Consider the following 21,935-nt stretch of genomic DNA (forward strand, 5'->3'; position numbering starts at 1 on the left):
TCATGTCTGAAAATTACGATTCATCGAGTATTAAGGTACTGAAGGGTCTGGATGCGGTACGTAAGCGTCCAGGAATGTACATCGGCGATACGGACGACGGCACCGGCCTTCACCACATGGTTTTCGAGGTGGTGGATAACTCAATTGATGAAGCGTTGGCAGGTCACTGTAAAGACATCGTTGTGACAATTCATGAGGATAACTCGGTTTCCGTTAGCGATGATGGTCGTGGCATTCCAACAGAAATCCACTCAGAGGAAAATGTCTCTGCAGCAGAAGTAATCATGACGGTTCTTCACGCGGGTGGTAAGTTCGACGATAACTCATACAAAGTATCGGGTGGTCTTCACGGGGTAGGTGTTTCAGTAGTAAACGCACTATCAGAGAAAGTTGAGCTAACGATTCATCGTGGTGGCCATATCCATACGCAAACCTACCGCCATGGTGAGCCTCAAGCGCCACTAGCTGTTGTGGGTGATACGGATAAAACCGGTACACAAATTCGTTTCTGGCCAAGTGCCGAAACGTTCTCTAACACTGAGTTCCACTATGACATTCTGGCGAAACGCCTGCGTGAACTGTCATTCCTGAACTCTGGTGTGTCGATCAAATTGGTTGATGAACGTGAAGCGGACAAACATGATCACTTCATGTATGAAGGTGGTATTCAAGCGTTCGTTGATCACCTAAACACCAACAAAACGCCAATCATCGAAAAAATCTTCCACTTTAACTCTGAGCGTGAAGACGGCATTTCAGTTGAAGTGGCGATGCAATGGAACGATGGTTTCCAAGAGAACATCTTCTGCTTTACCAACAATATCCCACAGCGTGATGGTGGTACTCACCTTGCTGGTTTCCGTGCTGCGCTAACACGTACATTGAACAGCTTTATGGATAAAGAAGGTTTCTCGAAGAAAGCGAAAACAGCGACTTCAGGCGACGATGCGCGTGAAGGTCTAACTGCGGTTGTTTCGGTGAAAGTGCCTGATCCTAAGTTCTCAAGCCAAACAAAAGACAAACTGGTTTCTTCTGAAGTGAAATCAGCTGTTGAGTCTGCAATGGGTGAAAAACTGTCTGAGTTTCTGATTGAGAACCCGACAGAAGCGAAGATGGTTTGTTCGAAAATCATCGATGCAGCACGTGCTCGTGAAGCAGCGCGTAAAGCTCGTGAAATGACGCGCCGTAAAGGTGCACTAGACCTAGCTGGCCTTCCAGGTAAACTTGCAGACTGTCAGGAAAAAGATCCGGCACTCTCTGAACTATACATAGTGGAGGGTGATTCGGCAGGCGGCTCCGCAAAACAAGGCCGTAACCGTAAGAACCAAGCAATCCTACCGCTAAAAGGTAAGATTCTTAACGTAGAAAAAGCGCGTTTCGACAAGATGCTGTCTTCGCAAGAAGTAGCAACGCTGATCACTGCACTTGGTTGTGGTATCGGTCGTGACGAGTACAACCCGGACAAGCTTCGTTACCACAACATCATCATCATGACCGATGCCGATGTCGATGGTTCGCACATCCGTACGCTACTGTTGACCTTCTTCTACCGTCAAATGCCAGAGCTTATCGAGCGTGGCTATGTGTACATCGCTCAGCCACCACTATACAAAGTGAAAAAAGGCAAACAAGAGCAGTACATCAAAGATGAAGAAGCGATGAACCAATACCAAGTATCATTGGCTCTGGACAACGCATCGCTACACGTAAACGCAGAAGCACCAGCATTGGCAGGTGAAGCACTAGAGAAGCTTGTTCAACAGTACAATGCGGGTATTAAACTGGCGGAACGTATGAGCCGTCGTTACCCAAGTGCTTTGGTAAACGAGTTGATTTACACTCCTCGCCTAACGCCAGAGCAATGCCATGACGCATCAGTTGTGGAAGCTTGGACGAAGCAGCTTATTGAACAGCTGAATGCGAAAGAAGTGGGTGCAAGCCAGTACAGCTACGAAGTTGAGCAGCACGAAGAGCTAGGCTTAAACTTGCCTAAGATTGTGGTTCGTACTCACGGCGTGACGCACGAACATGCAATTAGCATCGACTTCCTAAACTCGAAAGAGTACCGCAAGTTGGCTGATCTATCAGAAGCACTTGATGGACTTCTGGAAGAAGGCGCGTACATCAAACGTGGTGAGCGTACCATGCCAGTGGCAAACTTTGCAGAAGCGCTTGACTGGTTAGTGAAAGAGTCAATGCGTGGCTTAAGCCGTCAGCGCTACAAAGGTCTAGGTGAGATGAACCCAGACCAACTTTGGGAAACCACCATGGACCCAGAAACTCGTCGTATGATGCAGGTAACGATTGAAGATGCGGTAGGCGCAGATCAACTGTTCACTACGCTAATGGGTGACCAAGTAGAGCCTCGTCGTAACTTCATCGAAGAGAACGCACTGAAAGTAGCGAACCTAGACGTATAACGACACTTTTCGTGATAGTAAAAAGCAGCGAGAAATCGCTGCTTTTTTTGTTGTACCACCAGCTAAAATCGCCACTTTCTGCTAAAGCGGATGTTTTTCTGGTACTAAATGCCAACAACCCGATCAAGCCTGCCATTTTATATCTGTTTTCTTTTTTTCTCGCCATTTTGTTCGCTTGAGCGCTTTTGCTTTCTTTTTTCTGCTCGCTATAGTGCTGAAGAGCTGATGATTAAGGAGACTAAGAAAATGGTGATGACTTTCCTGAACTAAGCCGGAAGTGATGCACTTCCGGTTCAATGCACTGAATTTATTTGTAAGACAAGGCATTAAGAAGGAAATAATCATGTTTGAACGCTGGTTCTCAGCGTACTGCTTGGCGCTGCGAACTTGGTGGTTAACCAGTCGCTTTTTAACCTATCAATCACCACTAAGGTTGTTATCGCTATTTGAAACCTGCGAGCAACAAGCCCATTGCCGTAACCGAGCTCGTATTGCGGTTGGGGACACGGTTCGCTTAGTGGATGTTGAACGCGCCTATCAATATCGCATGACATTGGTCAGCTCGCGCAAGGGGCAACCCATGACAGGTATGCTCGCGGTCGATTCTTATTTGGGGTCTCGACTATTAGGTCGAGCTAAAAATGATGCGCTCGAAGTGGAAATTTTTAATCAGCGACGCTGCTTTGTGATTACTGAAATTGTTCATCAATCGCAGCCACCAGCTCAGAAAATGCTGTGTGGTTGTCTGTTGTGCCAATAAATAGAGGTGAAGTCATGAGTAAGAAAGAAAAGAAACAACCGCAGTTGAGTCTAAAAGAAAAGCGCAAACTAAAGCAGGAAAAGGCGGCAGAAAAGGGCGTTGTAAAAGCGCGTAAATCCTCCCGCAAGTAAAGTGTAGATTGAGCCCTCCAGAACGGCGGGCTTTTTATCACTGATCGCGAAGTGATGAGGAACTAAGCTGTTCAAGGGGATAGTGGATGCTTTAAAAATTTTTTATTTTTTCCCTTGAAAGTCATTTTTGACGACCTTATATCTAGTTGTGAAGAGGGTGACTGGCTTGCTAGAGACTAGAAGACCAGCCCTCTGAAATCGCTAAAACGAGATCGCTCAGAAGAGGATATGGCGTTTTAGCACACAACTTAAACCTTTAGATTCAATATCATGTCTCCGAGCCAAACCAAGGCCAGTGGAATGATAAGAATCTCTTAGTTCGGCGTTGGTTTTTGCATAAACACGCCAGTAGGATGGAACTCATCTGAACTAAGACTATTGCTTAATTAAGAGGATAGATTTATGCGTAATGTAGATTTCTCACCACTATACCGTAATGCAATTGGCTTTGATCGTCTGCTAAACCTGATGGAAGCTAATACAGCGAAAAATACTTCTGGCGGTTACCCTCCATACAACATTGAGCAAAAAGACGAGCACAACTACCGTATTACTATGGCCGTTGCTGGCTTTGCTGAAGAACAGCTCGATCTGACTCAAAACGAAAACATGTTGATTGTGAAGGGCGAACGTAAAGCAGAAGAAGGCAAAAACTACGTTTACCAAGGTATTGCAGAACGTGATTTTGAACGTAAATTCCAGCTAGCGGATTACGTAAAAGTCGTGGGTGCATCAATGGAAAACGGTCTGCTTCATATCGATTTAGTTCGTGAAATCCCTGAAGCCATGCAACCACGTAAGATTGCTATCGGTGGCAACAACCTGATTGAGAACAACTAATCAGTTAACCACCCGGTTATAGAATGAGAAAGAGCGCCATATGGGCGCTCTTTTTAGTTTGGGTGCTTTCAAAACCGCTATTTCAAAGCCGTAATTTCAAAGAGAAGAACGGCTGAGTTCAATCCGTCTATTTACCTTCGCGGTAAGCCTTTTCCACTTCTTCAGCGATAATCGCAATGCCTTTTTGCATCATCTCATCATCTTGAACGTAGTTCATACGCAGGCATTGGTGCGCGTGATCCCACTCGTCTTGCTGACCAATAAAGAAATATTCACCAGGGACAATCAATACGCCACGCGCTTTCAAGCGTTGGTACAGTTCCATTGTTGTGATTGGCAGTTCATCAAACCATAACCACAAGAAGATAGCGCCTTCCGGCTTGTGGATGCGGAATCGCTCATCGGTAATTGCTTGTTGGAGCAGTTCAACCGCACGTTGTGATTTTTGCTTGTAGAACGGCTTAATCACCTCTGAACTCAGTTTAAGAAGATCGCCTTTGCCAATTATATGGTTTGCCAGCGCTGGACCAACACTGCCCGGCGCTAGGCTGATGATGCCGTTCATATTGGTTAATGCTTGCGTGATTTCTTCACTCGCAATCACAATGCCACAACGCACGCCCGGCAAGCCAAGTTTAGATAGGCTCATGCATAGGATGGTGTTTTCATTCCAGAACGGTTCGACATCTTCAAAGATGATGTTCGGGAAAGGTAGACCGTAGGCGTTATCGATGATCAGCGGGATGTTGTTCTCACGTGCTAGCTTGTCCAGCTTACGTACTTCTTCATCTGTCAGTACATTACCCGTTGGGTTAGTTGGGCGAGACGCGCAGATTGCCGCAACAGAGTCGTCGACGGTTAGCTGCTCAAAATCGACGTGGTATTTAAACAGGCCGTTATCTAACAGCTCGATTTCTGGGTGGTAAGAGATAAAGATATCTTCATCAATGCCAGCATCACCATAACCGATGTATTCAGGCGCGATAGGCAGTAGCACTTTCTTGTGCGAACCGTCTGGCTGTTTACCTGCCAACAAGTTGAACAAGTAGAAAAAGCCACTTTGGCTGCCGTTAGTTAGGCTGATGTTCTTTTCGGAAATATCCCAGCCGTAAGTTTCACGGAATAACTGAGCTAGCGCTTTGACGAACGCGTCTTTACCCTGCGGGCCATCGTAGTTGGCGAGGGCGGCGACGAGCTCCCCACTGGCGAGCATTTCCTCACTGGCTTGGTGAAAGTAATCGAGCATGGCAGGAATGGCGGCAGGATTACCTCCACCGAGCATGATGGCACCTGGTGTGCGCAGACCATCATTCAAATCGTCCATTAACTGCGTAATACCTGAATACTGATTAAATTTTTCACCAAACTTTGAGAACTGCATGCTGACTTATACCTAATTCATTGTGATTGCTTTGTGTATGTTTATGCCGATGTTTTATCGGCTTATCGAGTAATCCTTGACCTTACCTCAATGTGTAATTAACGCAAAGTGTGAATTAAGCCGAAAAAGAAAAAAGTGCGTCATCAGACCAGAGGAACGAGACAAAAGGGCAAAAAGAACAATAAAAAAGGGAAGCTTATGCTTCCCTTGCTGGTGGAGAGAGTGTGATTTACTCACCGGTGTAAACAATCAGCACCTTGTCGTCTTGGTATTGGCGTTCGAACGCGTAGTAACCTTCTTGGTTGCGAGTGATGTGCTTACCTTGAGCAACCGCTGGGTGGCGTTTACGGAATTCCCCCAACTTTTGCCAATGTTGCAGTAGATCTTCACGTTCGCCATGAATCTTATCCCATGGCATATCTGAGCGTGTGCCTTGGTGAGCATCTGAACCAGTAATGCCAAAATCACGAGCTATCTCATCACCGTAATAGATCTGTACTGCACCCGGAGCCAGCATCAGTGCATTCGCGGCACGTGCTTGGTCATCAAAGCTGCGGCTGCGCGCTGACCAAAACAGCTGTGTATCGTGTGAAGACAAGTAGCTCAACACGTTGAACTCAGGATCGTTATTGATGCGCTCTGCATAATGGCGGTAATCATTATCAAGTTGAGCGAAACACTTCAGCGCTTTTGGTGCCACATCAGATTGGAACTCGAAGTTGATGATGGAATCAAAGCCGTTATCGAAATACGGGCTCTTCACTACGCTGTGTGCCCACACTTCACCCGTCATCCAGAAAGGTAGGTCATCCAAGGCTTTGTCTGGGTTGTTTTGCTTCCACTGAGCAAGCGCTTGGGTGGTGCTGGCTTTCAACTCTGCCCACGCTTCCATTTCAACGTGTTTAGCGGTGTCGACACGGAAGCCATCAATGCCGTAGTCGCGCACCCAATCGGATAACCAGGTAATCAGATGTTCACGTGGGGTTTGCAGCTCATCTTGCGCATTGGTGTCTTTATTGCGGAAGAAGTTTGGTAATCCGGTTTTCTGAGTCGATTCGGTTTTGAGATCCGGTAGGTAGTTCAAAGACATGGTGATATCGTTGTAGCCCGGAGCATCGTAGTCGCCAATGTCGGTGCGGATCCAATCTTTGCCCCACCATTTATCCCACGCTTCGCTATCACCGTATTTGATGTAGTCGTTGAAGCTATGCCAGCTTTGTCCTGATTTTGGCTGCCAGTCGGTCCATTTTTCACCAAGGACTTCTTTGGCTTCTTGGTCATCAAGGTAAAGCTGACCAAATCCGAATTCCTGCATGTCCGCTAATGTCGCATAACCTGTGTGGTTCATGACCACATCCCAAATCACGCGGATACCTTTCTTGTGGGCGGTATCGACGAAGGTTCTGAGTTCATCTTCGGTACCCATGTTGGCATCAAGCTTGGTCCAATCTTGATGGTAGTAGCCGTGGTAGCCGTAGTGCTTAAAGTCGCCTTTATCGCCGCCACCAACCCAGCCGTGGATTTGTTCCAGTGGTGAGGTTATCCAGATAGCATTCACACCAAGTGATTCGATGTAATCGAGTTTTTTCGTCAGACCTGCTAAGTCACCACCGTGGAAGGTACCAATCTCATATTTTCCGTCTTTGCTGCGACCGTAGCTGTTGTCGTTGTCTGGGTTGCCATTGTAGAAGCGGTCGGTCATGACGAAGTACACCGTCGCATTGTCCCAACTGAACGGTTTGTCGGCTTGCTGTTCAACTTCTTCTAGCAGCAATAGACCTTGGCTCATAGGACCCGGCTGCATGGTGACGCTGCCATTGGCGACAGTGGTTTCTTGTCCGGTTAAGGCATCACGAACGACAGTGCCATCATTAAAGGTTTGGGCAACGTTGATGGTTTTTGGCGTGTCAGTTGCGACAGGGCAAGAGTAGGTGATGTCCTGACTCTGTTTTGGTTTGATTTTTACCGTCAGCTCATTGGTGGTTGGATTGAGCGTAAATTGATAGGTATTGGCTTTGAAGATGCGCAGCGGCATTTGTGCGTCAGTGGCGCAGTTATCCATTTTTAATGGACGATTGAATTTGATGCGATCTTCTTCTGCTAGGGCAAAGCTACTGCCACAGCTTTGATTACTGTCGGCAATGGTAAAGGTGTAGCTGCCTTTTTCGAGTTTTTGCTCAGCGACAAGTAAGCCTTGTGAGTTTTCCTCAAAAACAGCAGTGTCATCACCAACGTTTAATACGATGGCATTTTCTGGTATCTGGCTGCAGGCGCTCAGTAGACCGATAGAGAGTGCGAGAATTGTTTTTTTCATTGTGTCCTTCCCCCGAATAAACAGTCCAGTTATAGCAAAACTGTGCCTCTACAATCCGAGCTCTACACCAACAAGTTAAACGCGTCTCACCCTACAAATTTTAGTCTTGTTCACAAAATGAATAATAAGCGTCACCTTCATCGGTTTGAAGGCAACAAAAAAGGGAAGCATCTGCTTCCCTTTTAGTTATTTCTTAATCACTTCGAAGAGTAATGAATTACTTTTGAAGCAAAGAAATGTCTGCGATCTGTAGGAACAGGTTACGCAGGTTGTTCAGTAGTGTCAGACGGTTCTTCTTAAGTGCTTCGTCGTCTGCCATTACCATTACGTTATCAAAGAATGCATCAACTGGTTCACGTAGGTCAGCTAGCTTGCTTAGGGCTTCTTGGTAGTTACCTGTAGCAAATGCTGGCTCTAGCGCTTCCGTCATTACTTCAACGCTTTCTGCTAGTGCTTTCTCTGCGTCTTCTTGTAGAAGTGCTAGGTCGATGTCTGCTGCTAGTTCGCCGTCGAATTTCGCTAGGATATTACCTACACGTTTGTTCGCTGCTGCTAGAGACTCTGCTGCTTCTAGTTCACGGAAGTGAGAAACCGCTTTAACTCGTTGGTCGAAGTCTGCTGGTTTCGTCGGACGACGAGCTAGAACTGCTTGAATGATGTCTACACTGAAGCCTTCGTCTTGGTACCAAGCACGGAAACGACCAAGCATAAACTCGATAACGTCTTGTTCAACGTTGTCGTTGGTTAGGCGGTCGCCGAACAGTGACTTCGCTTTCGCTACTAGGTCAACAAGATCTAGGTTGTAGCCGTATTCAACGATGATACGTAGTACACCTAGAGATGCGCGGCGTAGTGCGAATGGATCGCTGCCTTTAGGCGCTTGACCAATACCGAAGATACCTACGATAGTGTCTAGCTTGTCTGCCATTGCAACTGCAGTTGAAACACCGTTTGATGGCAGTTCATCACCTGCGAAACGAGGCATGTATTGCTCGTTCAGTGCTACTGCAACTTCTTCTGCTTCACCGTCGTGGCGAGCATAGTGCATACCCATAACACCTTGAGTATCCGTGAATTCGAATACCATTGAGGTCATTAGGTCACATTTTGCTAGTAGACCAGCACGCTTTGATTTCTCAACGTCAGCACCGATTTGCTCAGCAATGTAGCCAGCAAGCTCTGTGATGCGGTCTGTTTTGTCTTTGATCGTACCCAGTTGCTTTTGGAAGATCGCTTGCTCTAGTTCAGGCAGACGGTCGATAAGCGGACGCTTACGGTCTGTGTTGAAGAAGAACTCTGCGTCAGCAAGACGAGGGCGAACTACTTTCTCGTTACCTTCGATTACGTAACGAGGCTCTTTTGATTCGATGTTCGATACGAAGATGAAGTTAGGTAGTAGCTTCTTGTTTTCGTCATAAACAGGGAAGTACTTCTGGTCACCTTTCATGGTGTAAACCAACGCTTCAGAAGGCACTTTTAGGAACTCTTCTTCGAACTTCGCTGTTAGTACTACTGGCCATTCAACCAGAGACGTTACTTCTTCTACTAGGTCATCTTCTAGGTCAGCGATACCGCCAACTGCTGCTGCCGCTTTTTGTGCGTCAGCTAGGATGATTGCTTTACGCGCTTCGTAATCTGCCATTACTTTACCGCGCTCTTCTAGGATCGCAGGGTATTGCTCAGCAGAATCGATAGTAAACTCTTGCTCACCCATGAAGCGGTGACCACGGATAGTGCGGTCTGAAGCAACACCAAGGATCTCGCCTTCGATTAGCTCGCTGCCCATTAGCATGGTTAGCGTCTTAACTGGACGGATAAATTGAGTCGTTTTGTTACCCCAGCGCATTGGTTTTGCGATAGGTAGGTTTGCTAGTGCTTTCGCTGCAAGTTCAACCACGATCTCAGACGTTGGCTGACCTTTCACTTCTTGTTTGAACAGTAGCCATTCACCTTTGTCTGTTACCATGCGCTCTGCTTGGTCAACCGTGATGCCACAACCGCGTGCCCAGCCTTGAGCCGCTTTTGTTGGGTTGCCTTCCGCGTCAAACGCTGCAGAAACCGCCGGACCACGCTTTTCAACAACTTTGTCAGACTGGCTGTCTGCTAGTGCTGCTACTTTAAGTGCAAGACGACGAGGTGCCGCGAACCATTTAACGCCTTCATGAGCAAGCTCAGCGCCTTTTAGTTCTGCTTCGAAGTTTGCTGCGAATGCTTCAGCTAGAGTGCGAAGTTGCGTTGGTGGTAGCTCTTCTGTGCCTAGCTCGATTAGAAATTCTTTTGCCATGTTACTCTACCCCTTACGCTTGTTCTTTCTTACACATTGGGAAGCCAAGAGCTTCACGCGATGCGTAGTATGCTTCTGCAACTGCTTTCGTCAGGTTGCGGATGCGTAGGATGTAACGTTGGCGTTCAGTTACTGAGATCGCTTTACGCGCGTCTAGTAGGTTGAATGCGTGACCAGCTTTTAGAATGCGCTCGTAAGCAGGTAGTGGCAGTGGCTTTTCAAGCTCAAGCAGCTCTTTACACTCTTTCTCACACTGTTCGAAGAAACCAAATAGGAAATCAACGTCTGCGTGCTCGAAGTTGTAAGTTGATTGCTCTACTTCGTTTTGGTGGAAGATGTCACCGTAAGTCACTTTGCTGCCGTCTGGCGCGATGTTCCAAACTAGGTCGTAAACAGAGTCTACTTCTTGGATGTACATTGCTAGACGTTCGATACCGTAAGTGATCTCACCAGTTACTGGCTTACACTCAAGACCACCAACTTGCTGGAAGTAAGTAAACTGAGTCACTTCCATGCCGTTTAGCCAAACTTCCCAGCCCAGACCCCATGCGCCTAGTGTTGGGTTTTCCCAGTTGTCTTCTACGAAACGGATGTCGTGTACAAGAGGGTCAAGACCAAGAACTTCAAGGGAGCCAAGGTACAACTCTTGAATATTGTCAGGCGATGGTTTTAGCGCTACTTGGAATTGGTAGTAGTGCTGAAGACGGTTAGGGTTTTCACCGTAACGGCCATCAGTAGGACGACGTGAAGGTTGTACGTAAGCTGTCGACATTGGCTCTGGGCCAAGCGCTCGTAGACAGGTCATTGGGTGAGAGGTACCCGCACCCACTTCCATATCTAGCGGTTGAACAATGGTACAACCATTTTGAGCCCAATAATCCTGCAGCGCGAGGATCATTCCCTGGAAGGTTTTGATATCGTATTTTTGCATAAGTCAGGTTCGCGCGATTCTCTTGTTACTCGTTAATTCGTCATCTATGCCGAGTTTTTCAACTCTAACAACGGCGATAAAGAGTAATTACGGTTGAATAAATTAACAATCTAGTATAACCAGATATTGAGCATGGGAGTAGAGCTAATCTTGATTAATTCGTGGGCGATTTTCTCCTTTAATGAATTTTTACCGCGTTATCTGCTGTATTTTTCCTAAAAGGGAGTTTTTGCCTGCTTTGGCTCTTGAGAAGCGCAACAAAGGTGGCTAGAATTGCGCCTGTCTTTGGGGAGTAGCTTACCTGATGAAGTTTCTGTTTCATCTGGTTCGTCCGTCAACATAATTGGTGCAAAATCACCATGGCGTTCGAGACTTGAAGCCTTTCAAGTTTAGCAAGACCTTAGACAAATCATCACGAACCGGGGTAGGGGCGTGAGGTTTGTCTTCGGTTAAAAATAATAATCCCTGCCCCAATGAGCATGTCGTGAGCGTTTTAGCTATTTCAATTACTACTGTAGCGTTAGCAGAAATTGGCGATAAGACCCAATTGCTATCTCTATTACTCGCAAGTCGTTACCGAAAACCAATCCCAATTATTGCAGCAATCTTTTTGGCAACTATTGCCAACCACGCTTTGGCTGCATGGTTAGGTGTGGTTGTCGCAGACTATCTATCACCTGAGATTTTAAAGTGGGTGCTGGTGGTCAGTTTTGTCGCGATGGCGGCTTGGGTTCTGATCCCGGACAAACTGGATGATGACGAACAGATTTCTAATCGAGGCCCATTTATTGCCAGCTTTATCGCGTTCTTCGTTGCGGAGATAGGCGATAAAACTCAGATCGCCACTTCCATCTTAGGGGCGCAATACGCGGATGCGTTAAGTTTGGTGATTATCGGTACCACAATCGGTATGCTGCTGGCGAATGTACCTGTGGTCCTGATTGGTAAATTGTCGGCCGACAAGATGCCTTTAGGGCTGATCCGTAAAATCACCGCATTTTTGTTTATTGCTCTGGCAATAGGGGCTGCACTGTTCTGATTTTTTGCACGTGAAATGATGTGAGTTATCAATCATTAGTAGCGTGCTGCGCGAGTTCAAACTCTGACTCTAAATCGTTCCGTTGCGTGACGGATGACATATAAGTGTCATACTTGTCATGGTAGTTTAATGGTGTGAATGATAGCGAGAGGGCAAGTTTATGCTTACACGTTACATGGGGATGTCCCCGAAGAGTCAGAGTTATTTATTCACTTTTGGTTTAGCGCTGTGTTTACTAGCGATGGTGCTAACTGATATGTGGTTACCGATTGTAGCAGGATCGTTCGTTCTTACTGGATTGACAGTAGAAGCGTGGATTCGTGTCGCTCACATCATTCCTATGCATGAAGAGATGCGGGCAATGAAGAAACAACTTAACAAGCTCCAATCAGAAGTTCGCACACTCGAATACGACGAATAAACAAACGGCAGCCAATATTGGCTGCCGTTTTTAGTTCGACCAGATTATTCCAATCCTTTCTTGATCAGGTACTGATACGGAACTTGCTCCGTTTGTGCCGCAACTAATTGGTGGTCCATAAAGCGGCAGAAACTCGGAATGTCTCGAGTTGTGGATGGATCGTCTGCTTTGACCAGCAAAATCTCACCATCTTGCATGTTGCGAATTGTCTTCCTGACCATCATCACTGGCTCTGGGCAGCGCAGTCCTTCCGCCTCTAATGTCTTGTTTGCCAGTTCAGGATTAAAGCTCATAGTGTGATTCTCGTAACTAACTGAACGTTGAATTTTACTTTCGTTGAAAAAATATTCAATAACCACTTGGCAAACCGAATTTTTTGTTTTACCTTAAATTAACAATTTGGTAACAACTGGCAGGGGAGAGGCAATGTTAACAGCGTTAGACAGACTTACGATTTACTCAGTGCTGTGTTTTATCTCGTTTTGTGCATTGGTACTCAGGACGCCAGCTGACACCTCTTTGACGCCTCTAGTAGGCATGGTTGCCACTATTATTGGGATTTGGATCGAGATGCGCAGATGGTCTGGCGCATCTGAGCAAGAAAATTAGCGCTTCTTGCTTGGATCAGAATGCTTTTAATAACGCTCACCTATTTTTACCGACACTTCATTCCGACACTATCCCCATTTTTCTTGGGCTTCCCCGCTGAAAGGCGGGATTTTTTTTGCCTAAAGAGTACAATTTACCCAAACACATACAAAATAAGTGGCTAATTCGTGGAACTGGAAGATATCTATCGCCGAGATTTAAATTTACTGGTTGCGTTGCGAGTACTGATAGAAGAAAACAGTGTCAGTAAGGCGGCAACACGTCTGAACTTGAGTCAATCGGCAATGAGTCGTGTGCTTGGTCGTCTACGTGACTTGTTGGGAGACCCGCTGTTTACTCGTCAGGGACAGCATTTGATCCCAACTCAGAAAGCGTTAGAGATCGATCGCTCATTGGGCGAACCATTAGAGTCTTTACGTCAGTTGTTATCTCCGGTTGAGTTTGACCCATTGCAATGCGTACAGACTTTCAACATCGTGACCACCGATTATGCCATGCAAACGATCTTACCGTTCGCTTTGCCGAGAATTTACCAAGAAGCACCAAACGTGTCTTTCAACTTCTTACCACTGCAACACGACCGTTTATCAGATCAGCTCACTTATGAAGGTGCAGACTTAGCGATTTGTCGCCCGACAGGCCCGGTGGAGCCTCTACGCAGTGAAGTGTTGGGGCGAGTGGGGGGGCTGTGTATGCTTTCAAAACAGCATCCATTAGCGGATAAAGAAATGAGCTTGGATGATTATCTGAGTCATCCACATGCCATGATCGCCATCAGTGATGGTGTTAAGGCACTGATCGAACAAGCTTTGATGGAGAAACCTAAGCGTAAAATGGTTCTGCGGGCTTATCATTTAGAAGCCGCATTGGCGATCATGGATACCTTGCCAATTATCATCACAGTGCCAGCGGACTTGGCGTATCTGGTTGCCGAGCGTTATGACTTGGTGGTGAAACCGTTACCATTCCAATTCACGCCGTTTGAATACTCGATGATTTGGCATGCGCGTTGCGAGCATTCTCCCGCTCAAGAATGGTTAAGAACGATTGTGCGTGAAGAGTGTAGCCGTCTGATAGCTAAACGTATCGAAGATATGGGACTGAACTGCTAACAAAAAAGAGCCAGCAATGCCGGCTCTTCGTCTGTTTACACTGAGTCAGTGTTTATAGCTTGATAACCACACGACCCGTTACTTGACCGTTGGTGATGTCTTCTGCATATTTCGGTGCTTCAGCAAGAGCAACTTCAGTACACGCTTGCTCGAAGTAGCTGTCTGGTAGTAGCTCGACCAGCTTTTCCCATGCTGCGATACGTTTCTCTGTTGGGCACATTACTGAGTCCACACCTTGTAGGCGAACATTACGTAGGATGAACGGCATCACTGTGGTTGGTAGATCAAAACCACCTGCAAGACCACAAGCTGCAACTGCACTGTTGTAATCCATTTGCGCCAATACTTTAGCCAGTACTTTGCTGCCTACAGTATCAACCGCACCTGCCCATACTTGCTTTTCAAGTGGACGTGCTGGTTCTTCAAATTCAGTACGGTCGATGATGCGGCTAGCACCTAGTTTTTCAAGTAGCGGGCCATTTTTTTCTACACGACCTGTCACTGCAGCAACTTTGTAGCCAAGCTGTGCTAGAAGCGTTACTGCGACTGAGCCTACACCGCCACTTGCGCCAGTTACTAGGATTTCGCCATTTTCAGGTTTGATGCCTGCATCAAGCAGTGCTTGAACACACAGCATACCAGTGAAGCCAGCAGTACCAACCATCATTGCTTTCTTGCTGTCTAGACCTTTTGGTAGTGGTACTAGCCAATCCGCTTTTAGACGAGCACGCTGAGACATACCACCCCAGTGGTTTTCACCCACGCCCCAGCCAGTAAGGACAACTTTGTCACCAGCTTGGTAGCGGTCGTCTTCTGAGCTTACTACCGTACCTGCTAGGTCAATACCTGGCACCATCGGGAAGTTACGGATGATTTTACCTTTACCTGTGATCGCAAGACCGTCTTTGTAGTTTAACGATGAGTAATCAACGTCAATCAGAACGTCGCCTTCAGGCAGTTGTGTTTCATCGATTTGCTCGATGTTAGCGATAGTACGTTTGTCTTCTTGATTTAGAACTAGAGCATTAAACATAAGGTTCTCCGATTGTGCGGTAGCATGACTCTGGGTCACATGCAGCAAGATATCAACTGGTCTAAGTGTATGTCTTCTTTGTCTATGAATAAAATGAAACTTGAGCATTTAATGTATGCTCTTCATGCATGTTTGATGTAAAACAAAAAGGGCGACATCAATTGTCGCCCTTAAGTGTAATACTAAAAATTTTATTATTAGTTCATTTGCTTATGATTGTTGGCTCGATCACTACAACAACGTCTTGAACTGTTATGGTCGTTCAAATACTGTCGCAATGCCCTGACCCAAACCGATACACATGGTGGCCAGACCATATTTCGCGTCTTTCGCTTCCATTAGGTTGATCAACGTTGTTGAGATACGTGAACCAGAACAGCCTAGTGGATGACCCAATGCTATCGCACCACCGTTAAGGTTGACTTTCTCATCCATAACATCAAGCAGGCCTAAGTCTTTAGCACACGGCAGAGACTGCGCGGCAAATGCTTCGTTTAGCTCAACCACATCCATGTCTTCAATTGAAAGACCAGCACGCTTGAGCGCTTTTTTCGTCGCAGGTACAGGACCGTAACCCATAATAGAAGGATCGCAGCCCGCAATGGCCATGCCTTTAATACGTGCACGAATCTTCAAACCAAGCTCATTGGCTTTCTCTTCACTCATGATCAACATCGCTGATGCACCATCGGACAGAGCCGATGATGTACCGGCTGTTACTGTACCGTTTGCTGGGTCGAACACTGGGCGAAGTTGAGATAGACCTTCAACGGATGTTTCAGGGCGAATCACTTCGTCGTAATCCAGAGTGAACAGTGTGCCGTCTGCTGCGTGGCCTTCAATTGGTAGAATTTCGTTTTTAAAACGACCCTCTACGGTTGCTGCGTGCGCACGAGCGTGTGAGCGAGCGGCAAACTCGTCTTGTTGCTCACGGCTAATGCCATGTAATTTACCCAGCATTTCAGCCGTTAAGCCCATCATGCCCGCAGCTTTTGCTACGTTCTTTGACATACCTGGGTGAAAGTCTACACCGTGGTTCATTGGCACATGCCCCATGTGCTCAACACCACCAATTAGGCAGATTTCAGCATCGCCAGTCATGATGGCACGTGTACCGTCGTGAAGCGCTTGCATTGATGAACCACACAAGCGGTTCACCGTCACGGCGCCAATTTCAATCGGCAGGCCCGCGAGTAGCGCGGCATTACGTGCAACGTTAAAGCCTTGCTCTAGTGTTTGCTGTACACAGCCCCAGTAGATGTCTTCAATCTCGCTTGGGTTCACTTGTGGGTTACGCGCAAGAATGCCTTTCATTAGGCGCGCAGATAGATCTTCTGCTCGTGTATGACGGAAAGCACCACCTTTAGAGCGACCCATTGGAGTACGTAGACAATCGACTACGACAACATTTCTTGTTTGATTAGTCATTTTAGAATCCCTCCTTAGATAGAACCTTGCTGTTGTGCACCGTAAAAGCTTTCACCTTTCGCCGCCATATCAATCAGCATTTGCGGTACTTGGTACATCGCACCTAGCTCGGCGTGTTGTTTTGCCATTTCAACGTATTCAGCAATACCCACGCTGTCTAGATAGCGGAATACGCCACCGCGGAATGGAGGGAAACCAAGACCATAAACCAATGCCATATCTGCTTCCTGCGGAGTCGCGATGATGCCTTCTTGTAGGCACAGCACCACTTCGTTGATCATTGGAATCATCATACGTTGAATGATGGTCTGATCGTCAAAGTCCTGCTTATCGGCACAAACGTCAGCAAGTACCGGTAAGATCGCTTCGGAGAAGGTTTTCTTCGGCTTACCTTTTTTATCTATGGTGTAGCTGTAGAAGCCATTACCATTTTTCTGACCATATTTGTCTGCTTCGAACAGTGCATCAATCGCATCACGACCTTGTTTACCCATACGCTCAGGGAAACCGTCAGCCATCACAGCTTGTGCGTGGTGCGCGGTATCAATGCCGACTACGTCAAGCAAGTACGCCGGTCCCATCGGCCAGCCAAATTTACGCTCCATGACTTTGTCGATTTTCGTAAAGTCAGCACCATCACGAAGTAGCATGCTGAAGCCGCCAAAGTATGGGAACAATACGCGGTTAACGAAGAACCCTGGGCAGTCATTAACGACAATTGGTGATTTGCCCATTTTCGCAGCATACGCCACAACACGATTGATGGTTTCATCAGAGGTATGCTCACCACGGATGATCTCAACAAGAGGCATACGATGCACTGGGTTGAAGAAGTGCATACCACAGAAGTTTTCTGGGCGTTTTAGTGATTTTGCCAATAGGTTGATAGGAATCGTCGAGGTGTTTGAGGTGATAACGGTGTCGTCACCGACATGGGATTCAACTTCACTTAAAACTGCTGCTTTTACTTTCGGGTTTTCAACGACAGCTTCAACAATCACATCAGAGTTTTCAATACCTGCGTAATGTAGGCTCGGTGTGATTGACGCTAAAATACCCGCCATCTTAAAGCCATCAATGCGACCGCGAGATAAGCGTTTATTCAGCAGCTTAGATGCTTCAGTCATGCCTAGGTCGAGCGACGCTTGCGCGATGTCTTTCATTAAGACAGGCACACCTTTTAGCGCTGATTGGTAAGCAATGCCGCCACCCATGATACCTGCACCTAACACGGCTGCACGTTGCGTGTCTTTACTTGCTGACTTCGCTGCTTTTTTCGCAATGCCTTTGATGTATTGATCATTAAGGAATAGGCCAACGAGTGATTTTGCTTCTTCCGATTTAGCCAATTTCACGAAGTGCTTACGTTCAATGTCTAACGCTTCATTACGTGCAAAGCGAGCACCTTCTTCAATCGTGATAACGGCTGTCATTGGGGCAGGGTAGTGAGGGCCTGCTTTTTGTGCCACCAGACCCTTCGCCATGGTGAAACTCATCATTGATTCAAGCTTACTCAGCGTTAGCGGAGATGTTTTCTGTGCTCGGCGTGCTTGCCAGTCAAGTTTCTCGTTAATTGCAGAGTTAAGAGTTTGTAGTGCTGATTCGTATAAAGCATCAGTCTCTACAACTGCATCGAGTAAGCCAATTTTCAATGCTTCATCCGCACGGCATGCTTTACCTTGGGTGATGATTTCCATTGCGCTGTCTGCGCCAATAACGCGAGGTAAGCGTACACAACCACCAAAGCCAGGCATGATTCCCAGTTTCGTTTCTGGTAGGCCGATGCTGGTGGTTTTGTCACCAATACGCATGTCTGTTGCTAGCACACATTCACAACCGCCACCAAGAGCGTGGCCTTTGATCACTGAGATGGTCGGAACGGGTAAGTCTTCTAATTTGTTAAAGATGCTATTAGCAAATTGCAGCCATTGGTCGAGCTCGGCATCCGTTTTAGCAAACAGACCTAAAAACTCGGTAATGTCTGCGCCTACAATGAATGCGTCTTTATCTGAAGTGAGCAACAACCCCTTGAGGCCTTGATGGGCAATGAGCGCATCAAGAGCTTTATCTAGCGATTCCAATGTCGCTAGGTCGAGTTTGTTGACGGATTTTGGAGAGCAGAAGCTTAGCTCTGCAATACCATCTTGTATTTCCTTTACCTGTAGGGTTTCGGCTTGGTAAATCATTGTCTATCTCCATGACATACAATCGTGGATTGTCTGTATACCTATTTCAACGACGCCGTGTACCTCGGCAAATAGGTATCGAGGAAGTCGTTTTATTTTTGTTCTGGTTTGACCAGTAAAGTTAGTTTGGATCGTGGATTGTCTAATTTCAATACATTTTTTAAACAAGTGTTTAACATTGTGCGCTGTGGCAGATCTTATGCGACGGGTAAATCACACTCGTGATAGACTTCAGGCAAATAAACCTGAATCCATAATCCTATGAATGACAAGCCTTATCTGATTCCAGCAGAGCCCGCTCAATTTGAAGAAGAAATTAAAAAGAGCGTCTTCATTACTTATTTGGCACACACGCCAAGTATCGAAGCTGCAAAAGCATTTGTTGATCAAATCAAAGCTAAACACGCTGATGCTAGACATAACTGTTGGGGCTTTGTTGCTAGTCGACCAGAAGATTCGATGCAGTGGGGCTTTAGTGATGATGGAGAACCTTCAGGGACGGCAGGTAAACCGATCCTTGCTCAGCTGTCTGGATCTGGTGTGGGGGAGATCACGGCTGTGGTCACGCGATACTCTGGTGGAATCAAGTTAGGTACAGGCGGCTTGGTTAAAGCGTATGGGGGTGGGGTACAACAAGCGCTCAAGCTGCTTCAAACTATTGAGAAAAAAATAACCACAAAGCTCAGACTAACGTTAGACTATGGGTTTATGCCGATCGCACAATCAATCATGCCGCAATTTGGTGCGATAGAAGTCGAGGCTGAATACAGCGATCAGGTCGTATTAGTGGTGGAAATTGAGCTTCGAGAAGTGAGCGCGTTTACCCAAGCAATCATTAATAAAAGCGGGGCAAAGGCAATTGTCACTCCGCTAGACGGACAATAATGAAAAACAGGAAGCAACAGGGACAGCTTCGCTAGTCAATTTATCCATGCAATTTCGTTCAATTATTCGAATCGTCGGGCTACTGCTCGCACTCTTTAGTGTCACTATGCTTGCGCCAGCACTCGTTGCGCTGATCTATCGAGATGGTGCTGGTGTGCCTTTTGTCACGACATTTTTTGTTCTGCTGTTTTGTGGGGCCGTTTGTTGGTACCCAAACCGCAGGTATAAGCACGAGCTTAAAGCTCGAGATGGCTTTCTTATTGTCGTCTTATTCTGGACAGTACTTGGCAGTGCAGGCTCGATCCCCTTTCTCATTGCTGACAACCCGAACGTCTCAGTGACAGATGCGTTTTTTGAATCGTTTTCTGCTCTCACGACGACCGGGGCGACCGTTATTGTTGGTTTGGATGAGTTACCTAAAGCGATTCTATTCTATCGACAGTTACTGCAGTGGTTCGGCGGTATGGGAATCATCGTATTAGCGGTGGCGATTTTGCCAGTACTTGGCATTGGTGGTATGCAGCTTTACCGCGCCGAGATCCCTGGTCCAGTCAAGGACACTAAAGTGACGCCGCGCATAGCAGAAACTGCTAAGGCGCTTTGGTACATCTATTTGAGCCTGACTATCGCCTGTGCTTCGGCTTTTTGGTTAGCTGGTATGACGCCATTTGATGCCATCAGTCACAGCTTTTCCACCATTGCCATTGGTGGCTTCTCTACCCACGATGCCAGCATCGGATACTTTGATAGTTACGCGATTAACCTGATTACGGTGGTTTTTCTGCTTATATCTGCATGTAATTACACACTGCACTTTGCTGCATTTGCATCAGGTGGCGTACATCCCAAGTATTACTGGAAAGATCCTGAGTTTCGCGCCTTCTTGTTCATTCAAGTGCTGCTATTTATCATTTGCTTTCTATTATTACTGAAACATCACTCTTACACATCGACATACGATGCTTTCGATCAGGCTCTGTTCCAAACCGTATCAATATCCACAACAGCGGGCTTTACGACAACAGGTTTTGCGGATTGGCCGCTCTTCTTACCTGTGCTGTTATTGTTCTCTTCCTTTATAGGTGGTTGTGCTGGTTCAACAGGCGGCGGCATGAAAGTGATCCGTATCCTGCTTCTTACCTTACAAGGTGCGCGTGAACTAAAACGTTTAGTCCATCCACGCGCGGTTTACACCATCAAAGTAGGTGGCAGTGCCCTACCGCAACGTGTTGTCGATGCGGTTTGGGGTTTCTTCTCCGCATACGCATTGGTATTTGTGGTTTGTATGTTGGGGTTGATTGCAACAGGAATGGATGAGCTCAGTGCGTTCTCGGCGGTGGCTGCGACTCTGAACAACCTCGGTCCTGGCTTGGGAGAAGTGGCGCTTCACTTTGGTGATGTTAACGACAAAGCAAAATGGGTATTAATAGTTTCTATGCTGTTTGGTCGTTTGGAAATCTTTACCTTACTTATTCTACTTACGCCGACGTTTTGGCGTAGCTAAGGGGAAATCGTGGCAAAAGCATTATTTCTATACTCTTCCCGCGAAGGGCAGACTAAAAAAATTCTCCACTATATAGATGAACAACTTCCAGACTTCGATTGTGAGCTGGTGGATTTACATAATGTCGAGACGATTGACTTCAGCCAATACGACAGAGTATTGATAGGCGCCTCTATTCGCTATGGCCATCTTAATAAAAAGCTATACCAGTTTATTGAGCGAAACCTCAATCAATTGGAGCAAAATAAAGTGGCATTTTTCTGCGTAAACCTAACCGCTCGTAAAGAGGACCAAGGAAAGGATACACCTGAAGGTAGTGCCTACATTCGCAAGTTCCTAATTAAGTCGCCTTGGAAACCAACGCTAATCGGTGTTTTTGCTGGTGCACTTTATTACCCACGTTATAGCTGGTTCGACAGAACTATGATTAGGTTCATTATGTCGATGACGGGTGGCGAAACCGATACGACCAAAGAGGTGGAGTACACCAATTGGGAAAAAGTGGCTCTTTTCGCAGATAAATTTAGAGAACTGTAGAAATAACGTGCTCTTTTGACCGCTTTTGATGCAAATTTATCCGAACGATAAAAAAATCAAAAAAAACGAGAAAAAGGGCTTGCCAATGTGATCGCAATCTCTATAATGCCACCTCGCTGA

At 46.5% G+C, this 21,935-nt stretch carries 18 protein-coding genes; 10 read left to right on the top strand and 8 right to left on the bottom strand.

Annotated features, from left to right (window positions below):
• The first annotated feature begins 2 nt into the window (after window positions 1-2).
• From gyrB to R7Z49_RS16555, 3 genes are all read left to right on the top strand, one after another.
• Entirely contained in the window at window positions 3-2,420 is a 2,418-nt protein-coding gene (gene gyrB, locus R7Z49_RS16545; RefSeq protein WP_042523897.1) for a DNA topoisomerase (ATP-hydrolyzing) subunit B, read from the top strand.
• 343 nt (window positions 2,421-2,763) lie between these two features.
• A complete protein-coding gene (locus tag R7Z49_RS16550; RefSeq protein WP_025768940.1) occupies window positions 2,764-3,180 on the top strand; it encodes a GreA/GreB family elongation factor in 417 nt (138 codons plus the stop codon).
• 533 nt (window positions 3,181-3,713) lie between these two features.
• The gene (locus tag R7Z49_RS16555) at window positions 3,714-4,151 is read left to right on the top strand and encodes an Hsp20 family protein (protein WP_005378857.1); all 438 of its coding nucleotides are present in this window, start codon (window positions 3,714-3,716) and stop codon (window positions 4,149-4,151) included.
• A gap of 127 nt (window positions 4,152-4,278) precedes the next feature.
• Here the strand turns inward: R7Z49_RS16555 and R7Z49_RS16560 are convergent, their stop codons facing one another.
• The 4 genes from R7Z49_RS16560 to glyQ all read right to left on the bottom strand — a co-directional run bounded on the left by R7Z49_RS16560 (window position 4,279) and on the right by glyQ (window position 11,061).
• Window positions 4,279-5,532: a valine--pyruvate transaminase gene (locus R7Z49_RS16560; RefSeq protein ID WP_025768941.1), complete on the bottom strand. Its 1,254-nt coding sequence runs from the start codon at window positions 5,530-5,532 to the stop codon at window positions 4,279-4,281.
• A gap of 229 nt (window positions 5,533-5,761) precedes the next feature.
• Window positions 5,762-7,846, bottom strand: a complete 2,085-nt coding sequence (locus tag R7Z49_RS16565; protein WP_318111835.1) for an alpha-amylase — start codon at window positions 7,844-7,846, stop codon at window positions 5,762-5,764.
• A gap of 217 nt (window positions 7,847-8,063) precedes the next feature.
• The gene (gene glyS / locus R7Z49_RS16570; protein WP_085570055.1) at window positions 8,064-10,130 is read right to left on the bottom strand and encodes a glycine--tRNA ligase subunit beta; all 2,067 of its coding nucleotides are present in this window, start codon (window positions 10,128-10,130) and stop codon (window positions 8,064-8,066) included.
• 13 nt (window positions 10,131-10,143) lie between these two features.
• Window positions 10,144-11,061 (bottom strand): glycine--tRNA ligase subunit alpha, encoded by a 918-nt coding sequence (gene glyQ / locus R7Z49_RS16575; RefSeq protein ID WP_318111836.1) that lies wholly within the window; start codon window positions 11,059-11,061, stop codon window positions 10,144-10,146.
• Window positions 11,062-11,545: 484 nt separating this feature from the next.
• Here glyQ and R7Z49_RS16580 point away from each other — a divergent pair, with 484 nt between their 5' ends.
• On the top strand, window positions 11,546-12,100 hold the full coding sequence (locus R7Z49_RS16580) for a TMEM165/GDT1 family protein (RefSeq protein ID WP_005378877.1): 555 nt from the start codon (window positions 11,546-11,548) through the stop codon (window positions 12,098-12,100).
• A gap of 160 nt (window positions 12,101-12,260) precedes the next feature.
• A complete protein-coding gene (locus R7Z49_RS16585; protein ID WP_005378878.1) occupies window positions 12,261-12,521 on the top strand; it encodes a hypothetical protein in 261 nt (86 codons plus the stop codon).
• A gap of 44 nt (window positions 12,522-12,565) precedes the next feature.
• Here R7Z49_RS16585 and tusA read toward each other — a convergent pair whose 3' ends face one another.
• Window positions 12,566-12,814 (bottom strand): sulfurtransferase TusA, encoded by a 249-nt coding sequence (tusA, locus tag R7Z49_RS16590; protein WP_005378879.1) that lies wholly within the window; start codon window positions 12,812-12,814, stop codon window positions 12,566-12,568.
• A 133-nt stretch (window positions 12,815-12,947) separates the two neighbouring features.
• Here tusA and R7Z49_RS16595 point away from each other — a divergent pair, with 133 nt between their 5' ends.
• A complete protein-coding gene (locus R7Z49_RS16595) occupies window positions 12,948-13,130 on the top strand; it encodes a hypothetical protein (RefSeq protein WP_005378880.1) in 183 nt (60 codons plus the stop codon).
• A 167-nt stretch (window positions 13,131-13,297) separates the two neighbouring features.
• A complete protein-coding gene (locus R7Z49_RS16600) occupies window positions 13,298-14,242 on the top strand; it encodes a LysR family transcriptional regulator (protein ID WP_318111837.1) in 945 nt (314 codons plus the stop codon).
• A gap of 52 nt (window positions 14,243-14,294) precedes the next feature.
• Here R7Z49_RS16600 and R7Z49_RS16605 read toward each other — a convergent pair whose 3' ends face one another.
• From R7Z49_RS16605 to fadB, 3 genes are all read right to left on the bottom strand, one after another.
• On the bottom strand, window positions 14,295-15,275 hold the full coding sequence (locus R7Z49_RS16605; RefSeq protein WP_005378882.1) for an MDR family oxidoreductase: 981 nt from the start codon (window positions 15,273-15,275) through the stop codon (window positions 14,295-14,297).
• 252 nt (window positions 15,276-15,527) lie between these two features.
• Window positions 15,528-16,703, bottom strand: coding sequence for an acetyl-CoA C-acyltransferase FadA (fadA, locus tag R7Z49_RS16610; protein ID WP_006743176.1), 1,176 nt, complete (start codon window positions 16,701-16,703; stop codon window positions 15,528-15,530).
• Between the two features lie 14 nt (window positions 16,704-16,717).
• The gene (fadB, locus tag R7Z49_RS16615) at window positions 16,718-18,889 is read right to left on the bottom strand and encodes a fatty acid oxidation complex subunit alpha FadB (protein ID WP_054579435.1); all 2,172 of its coding nucleotides are present in this window, start codon (window positions 18,887-18,889) and stop codon (window positions 16,718-16,720) included.
• Between the two features lie 261 nt (window positions 18,890-19,150).
• Between fadB and R7Z49_RS16620 the strand changes: the two genes are divergently transcribed.
• Genes R7Z49_RS16620 through hemG form a run of 3 tightly spaced genes read left to right on the top strand, consistent with a single transcriptional unit; the run spans window position 19,151 to window position 21,815 of the window.
• On the top strand, window positions 19,151-19,774 hold the full coding sequence (locus R7Z49_RS16620) for a YigZ family protein (RefSeq protein WP_025768945.1): 624 nt from the start codon (window positions 19,151-19,153) through the stop codon (window positions 19,772-19,774).
• A 46-nt stretch (window positions 19,775-19,820) separates the two neighbouring features.
• Entirely contained in the window at window positions 19,821-21,278 is a 1,458-nt protein-coding gene (locus tag R7Z49_RS16625) for a TrkH family potassium uptake protein (RefSeq protein WP_005378893.1), read from the top strand.
• A gap of 9 nt (window positions 21,279-21,287) precedes the next feature.
• Window positions 21,288-21,815, top strand: a complete 528-nt coding sequence (gene hemG, locus R7Z49_RS16630; RefSeq protein ID WP_005378894.1) for a menaquinone-dependent protoporphyrinogen IX dehydrogenase — start codon at window positions 21,288-21,290, stop codon at window positions 21,813-21,815.
• Window positions 21,816-21,935 lie beyond the last annotated feature (120 nt).

This window comes from Vibrio sp. 1562 (assembly GCF_033340155.1).
In the GTDB taxonomy this organism is placed as follows: Bacteria; Pseudomonadota; Gammaproteobacteria; order Enterobacterales; family Vibrionaceae; genus Vibrio; species Vibrio alginolyticus.